Consider the following 13,563-nt stretch of genomic DNA (forward strand, 5'->3'; position numbering starts at 1 on the left):
TTGTCGGGTATCGCGTTTGGGGGAACAAGGAGTTTCTGTATGCGTGTGCATTGCCATTGGTGGCTGGTGTTGGGCCTGCTGGCCAGTTCGCCGGCCTGGGCGAAAAAAGTCGATCTGGATTACCACGTGCGCTTGCTGCCGCAAAGCGAGCAGGCCGAGGTGCGCCTTACCCTGGCCGATGGGGCGACAGTGCGCAGCCTGGACTTCGACCTGGGCAAGGACGGCGCCTACAGCGATTTTCAGGCCGATGGCCAATGGCAGGTGCAGGGCGATGATCAGCGCGGCCATTGGCAACCGGCGCCAGGCAAGAGCCAGCTGACTTATAAGGTGCGCCTGAGCCAGCGGCTCAAGGGCGGCGCCTATGAAACCCGCATGACCCCGGACTGGGCGCTGTTTCGTGGTGACGATCTGGTGCCCCCGGCCCGCCTGGACCAGCACGACGGCACCGAACTGGTGGCGCGCCTGAGCTTCGAGCTGCCCAAGGGCTGGAAAAGTGTCGAGACCCCGTGGCCGCGCATTGGCAAGAACCGCTTTCGCATCGACAACGTCTCGCGCCTGTTCGACCGCCCGACCGGCTGGATGCTCGCCGGAACCATCGGCACCCGCCGCGCGCGCCTGGGCGAAACCGAAGTCAGCGTTGCCGCGCCGCAAGGGCAGGCCATGCGGCGCCTGGACAACCTGACCTTGCTGACCTTCGTCTGGCCGCAGTTGCAGGCAGTGTTCCCGCGCAACCCGCCCAAGCTGCTGCTGGTTGGCGCCCGGGACGAGCTGTGGCGTGGCGTCCGGGCCGGGCACAACTCCATATACCTGCACAGCAGTCGCCCGCTGGTCGGCGAGAACGGCTCAAGCCCGGTGCTGCGCGAACTGGTGCATGTGTTCGCGCAGATCAACGACCGCCAGGACAGCGACTGGATCGGTGAAAGCCTGGCCGAGTATTACGCCAGCGAACTGCTGCGCCGCGCCGGAGGCATGACCGAGGAGCGCTATCAGGCCCAGCAGGCGAGCCTTGAGCGCAGTGGCAAGAAGGTCAGCAGTTTGCGCGGCGAGCAGGTCGACAGCGCGGTGATCGCCCGTGGCGTGCTGCTGTTGCGGGCGCTGGACCAGGAAATCCGCCTGCACACCCATAACCAGCGCTCGCTGGATGATGTCACCCGGGCGATGATGCGCCTGAACAGCGTCAGCACCGCGGAGTTCATCCAGCTCAGCGAAAGCGTGCTGGGTAGATCTTCCGAGGTGCTGCAGAGCAAGCTGCTGCGTTAAGGCTTGGGGTCTTTCAGGGCATCGTTGCCGGTCACCGTGGTACCGCGGGTGGCGGCTTCGGCGTTGGCCTTGAGTGCTTGCAGCTCGGCGCCGCTGCGTTCGATTTTGGCGCGGATGTTATCGAGATCGCTACGGCCGCGCTCGATCAGGCTTTTCACCGAGCTGTGGCCGGTGATGCCACGGGCCAGGGCAACTCCGCCGATGGCCACCTGAATCAAACCAAACACGCCGCCGCGGCGCAGGCCCTTGCCGACCATGATCACCCCGGTGGCGACGGAACCTGCGCGCTCCCAGCCGTGGACGTTATGTTCGCTGGCCATATGCGCTGAATTGGCCGGGATAAGCGTCTGTTTCTCGGACATGGTCATTCTCCAGTAGGGACGATGGTCTACAGCAGACCGCCGGGCAAGCCGGCCTGTTCATTCGACTTACTTGAATTTCGGCCCGGAGCGGGTGTTCAGGCCTTTGGCCAGGCGGTCGTAGAGCACCACGTTGACGGTGGCGGCAAGGTTCATGCAGCCGTTGGTCGGGATGTAGATGGTCTCTTCGCACCAGGCGCGCACGCTCGGGTCGAGGGAGCCGTCTTCAGGGCCGAAGATGTAGATTGCGCGGTCCGGGTGGGTGTATTCGGGCAGTGGCCGGGCGCCGTCGACCAGTTCCACCGCCACCGGCGTGCAGCCCAGGGGGATGATCTTCTGCAGGTCGTCGATGCCGATCAGCGGGATGTCGTAGTGCACACGCTTGGTGTCGGTGACGAAGTCGCGGGCGCGCTCATAGCGCTTGCCGGTGTAGAACACCGAGTTGACGCCGTAGCAACCCGCAGCGCGCATCACCGAACCGACGTTCTCTGCTGACTTGGGGTTGAACAGACCAATGCAGCTGTACCGTTTGTTCGCCACGTGCCGGGGCCCTTCGCAAAAAAGACGCGATTATACGGGCTTGCCGGCAACTGTGGGCGGCTTCAGTCCTTCTTCAGCATGCCTGCCAGGGCCGCGAACGGATTGTGGGTGGCCTTGGCGATGCTCGGGCTGCTGGTCGAGCCTTCGCTGAAGTACTGCTGGTCGGTATAGCGCGAGTGCTCGTTGTCGTGACAGTACAGGCACAGCAGTTCCCAGTTGGAGCCGTCCTGGGGGTTGTTGTCGTGGTTGTGGTCACGGTGGTGCACGGTCAGCTCGCTCAGGCGCTTGCCGGCGAACTCGCGGGCACAGCGGCCACACACGTGCGGGTACATGCGCAGAGCCTTGTCACGGTAGCCCATTTCCTTGTCGCGCTTGGCGTCGGCGAGGATGCGGTCTAGCCGTGCGGTGGCGGCGGCAGAGGATGACGAACTCATGGGATTACCTTTTCTCGGGCTTGTTACGGTTATGCCTTGAAGTTTAGCCCGATGGCGGGCAATTCGGACAGGCAAACCGTGCGCCGTGGGAGTAGCCTGTAGGCAGGACCCTCAAGGAGCCTGTGCATGCGTTACTCGATCATTGCCGTACTGATCTGTGCCAGCCTGCAACCTGCCGTGGCTGCCGACGTACAGCCTCGGCTGATCACGCCGGTGCCGGGTGCGCCGGGCACGGCGACGCCAACGCCGTATCCGCAGGTGACGCCGAGCACCATTCCCCGGGCGGGTGACAGCCGGCCGGGGGCACCCTTGCTACCGCCGATGCCGGTGCCCAATCCGCCCAAGGACCAGCCACTGCCCGGTTTGAACCCGGACAACAGCAAGGGCAAGGGCAACTAGACCTGCTGTGCCAGGCGCTGACCGTCCTGCATGCGCAGGCGCCGGGACAGGGCCACGGCCAGGGCGCGGATGATCTTGGCGGCGATCTTCGGGGCGTCGTTGAGCATCTTTTCCAGCGAGTCCTTGCCCAGGTTGAGCAACTGGCAGTCGCTGGCGGCAATGCAACTGGCCGAGCGCCGTTCACCGTCGAGCACGGCCATTTCACCGAAGGCGCGGCCCTTGCGCAGGGTGGCGATTTCGACCTGGCGCTGCTCGGCATCGGTCTTGCGCACCGAAACCACGCCGTGGTGGATGATGCACATGAAGGTGCCGGCGTCGCCTTCGCGAAAGATTTCCGTGCCTTCGCTCATGCTGCTGATGCTGAAATAACCGGCGGCGGCCTGGAAGTCGCCAGGCAGCAACGGGTCGAACAGGCCGCAATCCATGAGCATGTCGCGGATTTCGTTGTTGAGGTGGGTGGGTTCAGGCATTGGCGTCGTTCTTTTAGATTTATGGTGTCTGTTCTGGGGCTGCTGCGCAGCCCATCGCTGGCAAGGCCAGCTCCCACAGGATTTGTGGAAGCCGGCGATTTGGTGGATCAGACAACAAATTTTCCGATTTACACCACGCCCAGCACGTTAAATACGAACGCGTACTCCAGCGCCACATCGCGCAGCCCCTGGTAACGCCCGCTCATGCCGCCGTGGCCGGCGCCCATTTCGGTCTTGAGCAGCAGCGGGTTGTCGTCACTCTTGGTCACCCGCAAGCGCGCCACCCACTTCGCCGCTTCCCAATACTGCACGCGGCTGTCGTTGTAACCGGCAATCACCAGCAGGGCAGGGTAGGCCTGGGCACGGACGTTTTCATACGGCGCGTAGGCCTTGATCCGCTCGTACACTTCGGGTTCTTCAGGGTTGCCCCATTCGTCGTACTCGGTGACGGTCAGCGGTAGTTCGGGGTCGAGCATGGTGTTGAGCACGTCGACGAACGGCACTTCGGCAATCGCTGCCTTGAACAGCTCGGGGCGCTGGTTGAGTACCGCGCCGATCAGCAGGCCACCGGCACTGCCGCCGCTGATCGCCAGTTGCTCGGCGCGGGTCACGCCCTGGGCGATCAGGTGCTCGGCACAGGCGATGAAGTCGCCGAAGGTGTTGTGCTTGTGCTCCTGCTTGCCGGCGCGGTACCAGGCTTCACCCAGCTCGCCGCCGCCACGCACGTGGGCGATGGCAAAGGCCACGCCGCGTTCGAGCAGGCTCAGGCGGGCGTGGGAAAACCACGGGTCGAGGCTTTCGCCGTAGGCGCCGTAACCGTACAGGTACAGCGGCACCGGCTTGCCAACGTCGGTGCGGCGCTGCACCAGGCTGATCGGCACCTGGGTGCCATCGGCGGCGGTGGCCCACAGGCGCTGGCTGACGTAGGCATCCGGGTCGAACGGGCCGAGCACCGGGGTTTCCTTGAGCACCTGCTGGGCGCCGTTGGCCAGCTCCAGCTGGCGCACCTGGGCCGGGCGGTTGAGCGACTGGTAACGCAGGCGGATACGCGGGCTGACGAACTCCAGGCTGTCTTGCACGTACAGGCTGTAGGCGGCGTCCGGCAGCTCCACGCGGTAGGCCGGCAAGCCTTGCGGGTGCACCTCGATGATCGGCAGGCCGCCTTCGCGCAGGCTCAGGCTCAGGGCGCTGGCGTTGAGGGTCAGGCCCTCGAGCATCACCGTGTCGCGATGGGCCACCAACAGTTGCCATTGCTCGCGGGTGGGCACTACGTCGGCAACAGCCTGGTACAGGGCGAAGTTGATGCCGTCCTGGTTGCTGCGGATAAACCAGCGCCACTGGCCTTCGAACTGGCCGTGGTCAGGGTAGTACTCATGGCCCTCGACCCGGGGCGCCAGGCAGGTAAAGGCCTGCTCGGGGTGTTCGGCATCGAGCACCCAGGCTTCGCTGGTGGTCTTGCTGTTGAGCAGCAGGATCAGCTGGCGCTCGGAGCTGGCGCGATAGCAGTGCAGGAAGAAGCGGCCATCGGTTTCTTCATGGACCGCGTCGACCACGCCGCTGCCCAGGCGGTGGCGCAGCAGTTTATGCGGACGGTGGGTGTCGTCCAGTTCGGCGAAGAACAGCGTCTGGTTGTCGTTGGCCCAGGTCATGCTGCCGTCGCAGTCCTCGAACGGCAGCTGCTCGATGGCGCCGTCGGCCAGCTCCTTGACGTACAGGGTGTAGATCTCGTCGCCCGTGGTGTCCAGGCTGTAGGCCAGGCGCTGGTGGTCGGGGCTGATGCTGAATGCGCCCAGCGACAAAAAGCCACCCTTGGCCAACTCATTAGGGTCGAGCAGCAGCTCTTCGCGGCTTTCATCAACCGTGTTGGAATCATCGGCCGGGCGCGGGCAGCGGTAATGGCGGGCGTATTCGTCACCGGCCGTGGTGCGCGTGTAGTACAGGTACGGGCCCCAGGGCGAGGGCAGCGACAGGTCGGTTTCGAGGATGCGCGCCTTGATCTCTTCGAACAGTTGTTCGCGCAGCGGCGCCTGATCGGCCAGCTGTGCCTCCTGATAAGCGTTCTCGGCGGTCAGGTAAGCCAGCACCTCAGGGGTATCGCGCTGCTGCAGCCAGGCATAGGGATCGGCACCTTCGGCCTTGCGGGCAATCGGGGCACGGGGAGCGGTGGCGTCTGCGGACATGCGGGGTTCTCTTGGCTGGGGGGCGCCTGCGCGCGGAAAAGTGTTTATCATAAGCATCTATTTGCCTAGCTTGCCATGGACACCATGACCGAGAACGACTATCTGCTCGCCTGGGGCCTCTACGCCCTTGCCGCCTTGGGATGCCTGTTGGTGGGCTTTCGCCTGACCTCATGGATGTGGCGCTGGCTGCGTGAGCCGCTGCGGGTGCTGATGGCGGTACTGCTGTTGACCCCGACCATCGTCGACCCGGTCAAGGAAAAATTCGCCCCGGCCATCGCCATCGCCGCCCTCGATACCTTGTTCAAGGTCGGCAACAACGCCCTGCGCGCCGCTGCTGACCTGGCCATGTACGGCATGCTCGCGTTCACCCTGTATGCGCTGTTCGTGCTCATCCGCTGGCCGCTTGAGCGGCGCGCCAAGGCCCGCCGCGAGCAGGCCGAAGCGGCCGCCCAGCGTGATGCCGACGAGCCTGTGAGCGATGAGCCGTTCGCCGCCGACCGCAGCGACCGCTACCGTAACCCGCCACCTGCAGCGCCGCTGGGCGGCAGCGGCACGCGGGTCGAGCCGCGTCTGTAGGATTGCCCGGAGCAGCCAAGCATGTGTGAACTACTGGGCATGAGCGCCAATGTGCCGACCGACATCGTTTTCAGCTTCACCGGGCTGATGCAGCGCGGCGGGCGCACCGGCCCGCACCGTGACGGCTGGGGCATCGCCTTCTACGAGGGCCGTGGCCTGCGCCTGTTCCAGGACCCGGCTGCCAGTTGCGAGTCGGAAGTCGCCAACCTGGTGCAGCGCTACCCGATCAAGAGCGAAGTCGTGATCGGCCACATTCGCCAGGCCAATGTCGGCAAGGTCTGCCTGTCCAACACCCATCCGTTCGTGCGCGAGCTGTGGGGCCGCAACTGGTGCTTTGCGCACAATGGCCAGCTCGGTGAGTTCAAGGGCCAGGCGACCTTTTACCGGCCGATTGGCGACACCGACAGCGAAGCGGCGTTCTGCGACCTGCTCAACCGCGTGCGCGAAGCCTTCCCCGAGCCGGTTGAGGTCGAGCAGTTGCTGCCGGTGCTGGTCGAGGCCTGTGCCGAATACCGTGGCAAGGGCGTGTTCAACTGCCTGTTCAGCGATGGCGACTGGCTGTTCTGCTTCTGCTCGACCAAGCTGGTGCACATCACCCGACGTGCGCCGTTCGGCCCGGCACGGCTGAAGGACGTCGACGTGATCGTCGACTTCCAGGCCGAAACCACCCCTAACGATGTGGTCACGGTGATCGCCACCGAGGCCCTCACCGAGAACGAAACCTGGCACCGCTACGAGCCTGGCCAGTGGGCCCTGTGGCGCCGTGGCGAATGCATCGCCGAAGGTCAGGCCAGCTAAGGATCAGTCCATGTTCAGAAGTTACCTGCGCTTGCTGTTGTTTACCTGCGGCTTGCTGGTCGGGCTGCAGGTTCCGGGCTATATCGTCGATTACGGCCAGCGGGTCGAGGCGCACCTGCTCGAATCCCGTGAGGGCCTCAAGGGCTTTGAAGACACCGCCAAGCGCTTCTTCAACGGCGACCTGCAGGCGCTGGTGCGCCATTACCGCAGCAGCGACGATCCGGTGTTCACCAGCGATGCCAACAGCATTGAAAGCCTGCTGATCCGCAACCGCCAGTTCGAGCAGGAGTGGCAGATTCTCCAAGGCCCGTGGCTGGCAAAAACCTGGCATGTGCTGGCGGCCGCCAACCCGCAACTGCGCGAAGAAACCCTCAACGGCTATCGCTACCAGATCCTTCTCAACCCCGAAGCCCTGGCCTGGGGCCTGAGCTGCGCGCTGGTGCTGGCGCTGGTGGTCGAAAGCCTGCTGCTGTTGCTCGGCTGGGTGGCACTCGGCGGGCGACGCAAGGCCGTGCAGGAGAGCTGGCGCTAAACCAGCACGATGCGCTGCGGCCCGGCATCGCGAGCGTAGCGCTCCAGCACGTTGCGGCACAGCTGCACCACTTCATCGACCAGCTCGACGCCGGTCTGCCAGGCCACCACCAGCTCCAGGCTCGGTGGTTGCCGGGCCAGCGGCAACAGAATCAGTTCGCCACGGGCCAGCTCTTCGCTGACCAGCGCTGGCGGCAGGGCGCCGATACCAAAACCATCACGCAACAAGCGGGTAATAGCCGCCACCGAGTTCACGCAGTTCAGCCGTGGCGCGCCGACGCCTTCGGCCTGCAACAGGCTGAGCACTTCCTGGTGGGGCCGCGAGTTCTTCGAGAAGGTGATGATGCGCTCGCGGGCCAGGTCCGCCAGCGACGCGTAGTCGCGGTTGTAGATCGACTGGCTGGCGACGATCCAGCCCATGGGGTAGCGCGCCAGGTCCAGGCTGCGGATCGTTTCCTGGCGTAACAGGTCGGTTTGCAGAATCACATCGAGAAAGCCTTTTTGCAGCTGTTCGCGCAAGTTCAGTGCAGTATCGGCGACCAGTTCGATCTCCACCTGCGGGTAGCGCTCCATCAGCTCCGAGACCAGCGGGCTCATCCAGGTGTGGATCACCGTGTCCATCACGCCGATGCGAATCCGCCCGACCTTGGCCCGGTCGCTGTCCAGCGATTGCTTGAGGGCCTTGGCGGTATCGAGCATCTGTTCGGCGTATTCCAGCACCTTGCTGCCTTCCGGGGTCAGGCTCACGCCCCGTGAGTCGCGCAGCAGCAACCTGACCCCGAGGTCGGCCTCCAGCGCGGCAATGCGGCTGGAGATCGAGGCCTGGGTGGTGAAGAGTTTTTCGGCGGTCAGGCGAAAGCTCTTGAGCCGGGCGACCCAGACGAAGGTTTCGAGGAATTTGAGGTTCATGGCGCGCTCACTGATCAAGTTTTTCTTATGCCAGACAGCTGGTTTTTCTCGTTGGACGACAACCCGCACCCGTCGAAAAATGATCCTCAGGCCGCGACACATGTTGTCGTCGTTAAAACAATACCAACAAGCTGAGGCAACCATGAACCCATCGGGCGTGCAGCAACAGGTCAAAGCCAGGTCAGTGGCGGGGCCATTCGACTGGTACCGCAACATCAACAAGCAGGAACGCCGGACCTTCTGGAGCTGCAAGATCGGCTACGGCCTGGATGGCATGGACACGCAGATGCTCAGCTTCGTCATCCCCACCCTGATTGCCCTGTGGGGCATCACCACCGCCGAGGCCGGACTGATCCACACCAGCACCCTGATCGCCTCGGCCCTCGGTGGCTGGATTGCCGGTATCCTCTCTGACCGTATCGGCCGCGTGCGCACCCTGCAACTGACAGTGCTGTGGTTCGCGTTTTTCACCTTCCTCTGCGGCTTTGCCCAGAACTACGAACAGCTGCTGATTGCCCGCACCCTGATGGGCTTTGGCTTTGGCGGCGAGTGGACGGCTGGCGCGGTGCTGATCGGTGAAGTGATCCGCGCCCAGGACCGTGGCAAGGCGGTGGGCATGGTGCAGTCCGGCTGGGCCATTGGCTGGGGCCTGACGGCGATCCTGTATGCGGTGCTGTTCTCGCTGTTGCCGCCCGAAGACGCCTGGCGTGCGCTGTTCCTGCTGGGCATCGTGCCAGCGGTGTTCGTGATTTTCGTCCGGCGCCTGGTCAAGGACCCGGAGATCTACCAGCAGGCCAAGGCTGCGCAAAAGACCGAAGCGCCTTCGCACTTCTATGAAATCTTCGCCCCGGGCATGCTCTTCACCACCCTTCGCGCCTCGTTGCTGACCACCGGCGCCCTGGGCGGTTACTACGCCATCACCTCGTGGCTGCCGACCTTCCTCAAGAACGAGCGCGGCCTGAGTGTGCTCGGCACCGGTGGCTACCTGGCGATGGTGATCTTCGGCTCCTACATCGGCTATGTGATCAGCGCCTACCTGACCGACCTGCTGGGGCGCAAAAAGAACTTCATCCTGTTTGCCGTCGGCTCGTTCATCATTGTCCTGCTTTACACCCAGCTGCCGGTCAGCGACGGCGTGATGTTGTGGCTGGGCTTCCCCCTGGGCTTCTTCGCCTCGGGGATCTTCAGCGGCATGGGCGCGTTTCTCACCGAACTGTTCCCCACCCGCATCCGCGGCTCGGGCCAGGGCTTTTGCTACAACATCGGCCGTGCCCTGGCAGCGTTCTTCCCGCTGTTGATCGGCCTGCTCAGCCAGAAGATCCCCCTGGGCCTGGGCATTGGCGGATTTGCCGCGGTGTCCTACGGAGTGGTAATTCTGGCAGCACTGAGCCTGCCGGAAACCCGCGGCAAAGAACTAGAAGCCCAATGAGGCCGAGCCTGAAGGAGTGTCAGTCGTGAGCCGCCTGCTATTGAATTGCGATATGGGTGAAAGTTTTGGCAGCTGGACCATGGGCCTGGACGCCCAGGTCATGCCCTATGTCGATTGCGCCAACATCGCCTGCGGCTTCCACGCCGGCGACCCCGGCATCATGCGCAAGACCGTGGCCCTGGCCGTGGCCAGCCAGGTGCGCATCGGCGCCCACCCCGCCTACCAGGACCTGGCTGGCTTCGGCCGCCGCTCCATGGCCTGCAGCGCCGAGGAAATCCGCGACCTGCTGCATTACCAGATCGGCGCCCTGGACGGCATTTGCCGTACCCAGGGGACGCAGGTTGCCTACGTCAAACCCCACGGCGCGCTGTACAACGACATGATGGCCGACCCGCTCAAGCTGCGTGCCGTGCTGGAAGCGGTGGCCGCCTATGACCGGCAGTTGCCGCTGATGCTGATGGCCACCGCCGACAACAGCGCGGCCCAGGCCCTGGGTGATGAGTACGGTGTGACCCTGTGGTTCGAGGCGTTTGCCGACCGCGCCTATGACGCCAGCGGCCACCTGCTGTCGCGGCGCTTGCCGGGGGCGGTGCACCACGATCCGGCGGTGATCGTCGAGCAGGCCCTGCGCCTGGCCCGGGGCGAGCCGCTGATTGCCAGCGATGGCAGCCCGTTGCAGTTGCAGGCTCATACCCTGTGCGTGCATGGCGACAACGACAGCTCGATCGCCGCTGTACGGCAGATCCGTCAGGCCCTTGATGCCCAGGCGGTGCCATGAACTACCGTATTGAAGTGGTGGCCATCGACTGCCTGATGGTGCGCCTGTTCGAGCGCATCGACGAAAGCAACATGCCGTGGATGCTCGCCGCCAGCCAGCGCCTGCGCAGCGCTTTTGCCGAGCGCCTGGTTGATCTGGTGCCGTCCTATACCACGCTGATGGTGCATTTCGACCTGCTCCAGGTATCACCAGCCGTGGCACAGGCGTGCATCCGTGAAGCGCTCAGTGACCTGCAAGCGGACGCTGGCAGCGGTGGCCGTGAGCATGAGATCCCGGTGTGGTACGACCTGAGCGTCGGCCCGGAGCTGAAGCTGCTGGCCGAGCGTTGCAACACAACGGTGGCAGACATCATTCGCCGCCACAGCGAGCGTGAATATCAGGTGTTCGCCCTTGGCTTTGCCCCCGGCTTCGCCTTCATGGGCCTGGTCGAAGAAGCACTGGCCGCGCCGCGCCTGGCCACCCCGCGCAAACGGGTGGCGGCCGGCAGTGTCGGGATTGCCGAGCGGCAGACCGCCGCCTATCCAGCGGTTTCTCCTGGTGGCTGGAACCTGATCGGGCGCACCCCGAGCAAACTCTTTGACCGTCAGCGCGAGGGCTACAGCCTGCTGCAGCCAGGCGATCGGGTACGTTTCGTCGCTGTCGAGCGTGCGACCTTCATCAACCTGGGCGGCGACGATACCCCGCTGGAGGCACAGGCATGAGCCGCTTGTCGATCGAGGCCAGCACGCCGCTGTGCCTGTTGCAGGATGCCGGGCGCTTTGGCGTGCGCCACCTGGGCGTGACCCAGGGCGGGGCGCTGGACTGGGTGTCGATGCGCTGGGCCAACTGGCTGCTGGGCAATGGGCCTGGGGCCGCCGTGGTCGAGGTCACCCTCGGTGGCTTCAGCCTGATTGCCGAGCAGGACTGCTGCCTGGCCCTGGCCGGTGCCGACCTGGACGCACGGCTCGACGGCCAGCCGCTCAAGCCCTGGCGCAGCTTCAGCATGAACAAGGGCCAGCGCCTGCGCTTGAATGCGCCGTTGCACGGTGCCCGTGCCTACATCGCCGCGCCGGGTGGCTTCAAGGCGCCGCAGGTGCTGGGCAGTTGTGCCAGCGTGGTGCGCGAGGAACTGGGCGGGCTGGATGGCCTGGGTTCGCCGCTGGCCAAGGGCCAACAGCTGGAATATGGCGGTGCGGCACCGGCGCCTAAAGAAGTGCCGGAGGCGTTCTGGCCGGACTTTACCGACAGGTTGCCGCTTGATCTGCTGTTGGGGGCGCAGATCGGCGACTTCAGCGGTATGAGCCTGTTCGAAGCGTTCAACCGTGACTGGACCCTCGACAGCCGGGGCGATCGCATGGGCATTCGCCTGTTGGGGCCGGTGTTGCAGTATCAGGGCCCGGCGATGATCTCTGAAGGTATCCCTTTAGGCGCGGTGCAGGTGCCGCCGGACGGCCAGCCGATCGTGCTGCTCAATGATCGCCAGACCATTGGTGGTTATCCACGCCTGGGCGCATTGACGCCGCTGGCCCTGGCGAGGATGGCGCAGATGCTGCCGGGGAGTGTGGTGCGGTTTCGGCCGGTGGTGCAGGAGATGGCGTGGCTTGAGCAGCGGGCGTTTCTTGAAAGGTTTGTTGGCTGAGAGGGCCTCATCGCTGGCAAGCCAGCTCCCACAGGTGAATGCAAACCTCTGTGGGAGCCGGCCTTGCCGGCGATGGGGCGCGTAGCGGCCCCGTGTCTACTTGGACAAAAACCGCATCCCTTCCTCCAGCCCGCGCAAGGTCAGCGGAAACATCCGGTCCTCGACCAGCTCGCGAACGATGTTGGTCGACGCCGTATAGCCCCAGGTGTCCTTCGGGTAGGGGTTGATCCAGATGAGCTTCTTGTACTTCTCCATGAAGCGCTGCATCCACACGTAACCGGCTTCTTCGTTCCAGTGCTCGACGCTGCCGCCCGGCTGGGTGATTTCATAGGGCGCCATGGCCGCATCACCGACGAACACCACCTTGTAGTCGGCGCCGTACTTGTGCAGCAGGTCCAGGGTCGAGGTGCGCTCCGAGGTGCGGCGCAGGTTGTTCTTCCACACCGACTCGTAGACGAAGTTGTGGAAGTAGTAATACTCCAGGTGCTTGAACTCGGTCTTGCAGGCCGAGAACAGCTCTTCGCAGATCTTCACGTGGGCGTCCATCGAGCCGCCGATGTCGAACAGCAGCAGCAACTTGACGCTGTTGCGCCGCTCCGGGCGCATCTGGATGTTGAGCAGGCCGGCATCGCGGGCGGTGTGGTCGATGGTGCCGTCGATATCCAGCTCTTCGGCCGCACCCTGGCGGGCGAACTTGCGCAGCCGGCGCAAGGCCAGCTTGATGTTGCGCGTGCCCAGTTCGACCTGGTCGTCGAGGTTCTTGTACTCGCGCTGGTCCCAGACCTTGACCGCCTTGCCCTGGCGCTTGCCGGCATCGCCGACGCGGATGCCCTCGGGGTTGAAGCCGCCCGAGCCGAACGGGCTGGTGCCGCCGGTGCCGATCCACTTGTTGCCGCCGGCATGGCGTTCCTTTTGCTCTTCAAGGCGCTTCTTGAACTCTTCGATCAGCTTGTCCAGCCCACCCAGGGACTGGATCTGCGCGCGCTCCTCGTCAGTCAGCGAGCGCTCGAACTCCTTGCGCAGCCAGTCTTCGGGAATCAGCGCTTCCAGGTGCCGGTCGAGGTTCTCCAGGCCCTTGAAGTAGGCCGAAAACGCCCGGTCGAACTTGTCGAAATGGCGCTCGTCCTTGACCAGGATGGCCCGCGACAAGTAGTAGAACTCGTCCATGTCGGCAAAGGTCACGCGCTGCTTGAGGGCATTGAGCAAGTCGAGCAGTTCGCGCACCGAAACCGGCACCTTGGCCGCGCGCATTTCATTGAACAGATTGAGCAGCATGGCTATT

16 protein-coding genes are annotated in these 13,563 nt (G+C 64.4%); 9 read left to right on the forward strand and 7 right to left on the reverse strand.

All coding sequences use genetic code 11. The features are described 5' to 3' along the window. The first annotated feature begins 39 nt into the window (after window positions 1-39). The gene (locus LOY45_RS06475; protein ID WP_258578873.1) at window positions 40-1,260 is read left to right on the forward strand and encodes a hypothetical protein; all 1,221 of its coding nucleotides are present in this window, start codon (window positions 40-42) and stop codon (window positions 1,258-1,260) included. Here LOY45_RS06475 and LOY45_RS06480 read toward each other — a convergent pair. From LOY45_RS06480 to LOY45_RS06490, 3 genes are all read right to left on the reverse strand, one after another. After that, window positions 1,257-1,622 (reverse strand): YgaP family membrane protein, encoded by a 366-nt coding sequence (locus tag LOY45_RS06480; RefSeq protein ID WP_038996596.1) that lies wholly within the window; start codon window positions 1,620-1,622, stop codon window positions 1,257-1,259. The two genes, LOY45_RS06475 and LOY45_RS06480, sit on opposite strands and share 4 nt — an antisense overlap. A gap of 66 nt (window positions 1,623-1,688) precedes the next feature. After that, on the reverse strand, window positions 1,689-2,159 hold the full coding sequence (locus LOY45_RS06485; protein WP_010223125.1) for an RNA methyltransferase: 471 nt from the start codon (window positions 2,157-2,159) through the stop codon (window positions 1,689-1,691). Window positions 2,160-2,221: 62 nt separating this feature from the next. Continuing rightward, window positions 2,222-2,593 carry a YajD family HNH nuclease gene (locus tag LOY45_RS06490; RefSeq protein WP_038996595.1) on the reverse strand — a complete coding sequence of 124 codons (372 nt, stop codon included), beginning with the start codon at window positions 2,591-2,593 and terminating at the stop codon, window positions 2,222-2,224. A gap of 126 nt (window positions 2,594-2,719) precedes the next feature. Here LOY45_RS06490 and LOY45_RS06495 point away from each other — a divergent pair, with 126 nt between their 5' ends. Beyond that, entirely contained in the window at window positions 2,720-2,992 is a 273-nt protein-coding gene (locus LOY45_RS06495) for a hypothetical protein (RefSeq protein WP_115088254.1), read from the forward strand. Here the strand turns inward: LOY45_RS06495 and LOY45_RS06500 are convergent. Then, on the reverse strand, window positions 2,989-3,462 hold the full coding sequence (locus tag LOY45_RS06500; protein ID WP_115088253.1) for a cyclic nucleotide-binding domain-containing protein: 474 nt from the start codon (window positions 3,460-3,462) through the stop codon (window positions 2,989-2,991). The two genes, LOY45_RS06495 and LOY45_RS06500, sit on opposite strands and share 4 nt — an antisense overlap. 128 nt (window positions 3,463-3,590) lie before the next feature. Further along, a complete protein-coding gene (locus LOY45_RS06505; protein WP_258578874.1) occupies window positions 3,591-5,642 on the reverse strand; it encodes a S9 family peptidase in 2,052 nt (683 codons plus the stop codon). Between the two features lie 84 nt (window positions 5,643-5,726). Here LOY45_RS06505 and LOY45_RS06510 point away from each other — a divergent pair, with 84 nt between their 5' ends. The 3 genes from LOY45_RS06510 to LOY45_RS06520 are packed head-to-tail and all read left to right on the forward strand — an operon-like array spanning window position 5,727 to window position 7,548. Beyond that, a complete protein-coding gene (locus tag LOY45_RS06510; RefSeq protein WP_095161860.1) occupies window positions 5,727-6,218 on the forward strand; it encodes an MFS transporter in 492 nt (163 codons plus the stop codon). A 21-nt stretch (window positions 6,219-6,239) separates the two neighbouring features. Further along, on the forward strand, window positions 6,240-7,016 hold the full coding sequence (locus tag LOY45_RS06515) for a class II glutamine amidotransferase (RefSeq protein WP_095161862.1): 777 nt from the start codon (window positions 6,240-6,242) through the stop codon (window positions 7,014-7,016). Between the two features lie 10 nt (window positions 7,017-7,026). Further along, window positions 7,027-7,548, forward strand: a complete 522-nt coding sequence (locus LOY45_RS06520) for a DUF2937 family protein (protein WP_095161864.1) — start codon at window positions 7,027-7,029, stop codon at window positions 7,546-7,548. Here LOY45_RS06520 and LOY45_RS06525 read toward each other — a convergent pair. Next, entirely contained in the window at window positions 7,545-8,456 is a 912-nt protein-coding gene (locus tag LOY45_RS06525) for a LysR family transcriptional regulator (protein WP_095161866.1), read from the reverse strand. The genes LOY45_RS06520 and LOY45_RS06525 overlap by 4 nt on opposite strands. A gap of 142 nt (window positions 8,457-8,598) precedes the next feature. Here LOY45_RS06525 and LOY45_RS06530 point away from each other — a divergent pair, with 142 nt between their 5' ends. Genes LOY45_RS06530 through LOY45_RS06545 form a run of 4 tightly spaced genes read left to right on the forward strand, consistent with a single transcriptional unit; the run spans window position 8,599 to window position 12,281 of the window. Then, entirely contained in the window at window positions 8,599-9,885 is a 1,287-nt protein-coding gene (locus LOY45_RS06530; RefSeq protein WP_095161868.1) for an MFS transporter, read from the forward strand. 25 nt (window positions 9,886-9,910) lie between these two features. Then, window positions 9,911-10,663: a 5-oxoprolinase subunit PxpA gene (locus LOY45_RS06535; RefSeq protein ID WP_095161870.1), complete on the forward strand. Its 753-nt coding sequence runs from the start codon at window positions 9,911-9,913 to the stop codon at window positions 10,661-10,663. Next, entirely contained in the window at window positions 10,660-11,364 is a 705-nt protein-coding gene (pxpB, locus tag LOY45_RS06540; protein WP_258578875.1) for a 5-oxoprolinase subunit PxpB, read from the forward strand. The genes LOY45_RS06535 and pxpB overlap by 4 nt, the downstream gene beginning before the upstream one ends. After that, entirely contained in the window at window positions 11,361-12,281 is a 921-nt protein-coding gene (locus LOY45_RS06545) for a 5-oxoprolinase subunit C family protein (RefSeq protein ID WP_258578876.1), read from the forward strand. The genes pxpB and LOY45_RS06545 overlap by 4 nt, the downstream gene beginning before the upstream one ends. A 96-nt stretch (window positions 12,282-12,377) precedes the next feature. Here the strand turns inward: LOY45_RS06545 and LOY45_RS06550 are convergent, their stop codons facing one another. Beyond that, window positions 12,378-13,556, reverse strand: a complete 1,179-nt coding sequence (locus tag LOY45_RS06550; protein WP_010223112.1) for a vWA domain-containing protein — start codon at window positions 13,554-13,556, stop codon at window positions 12,378-12,380. Window positions 13,557-13,563 lie beyond the last annotated feature (7 nt).

The sequence above is a fragment of the Pseudomonas wadenswilerensis genome (assembly GCF_024749185.1).
Classification (GTDB): Bacteria; Pseudomonadota; Gammaproteobacteria; order Pseudomonadales; family Pseudomonadaceae; genus Aquipseudomonas; species Aquipseudomonas wadenswilerensis.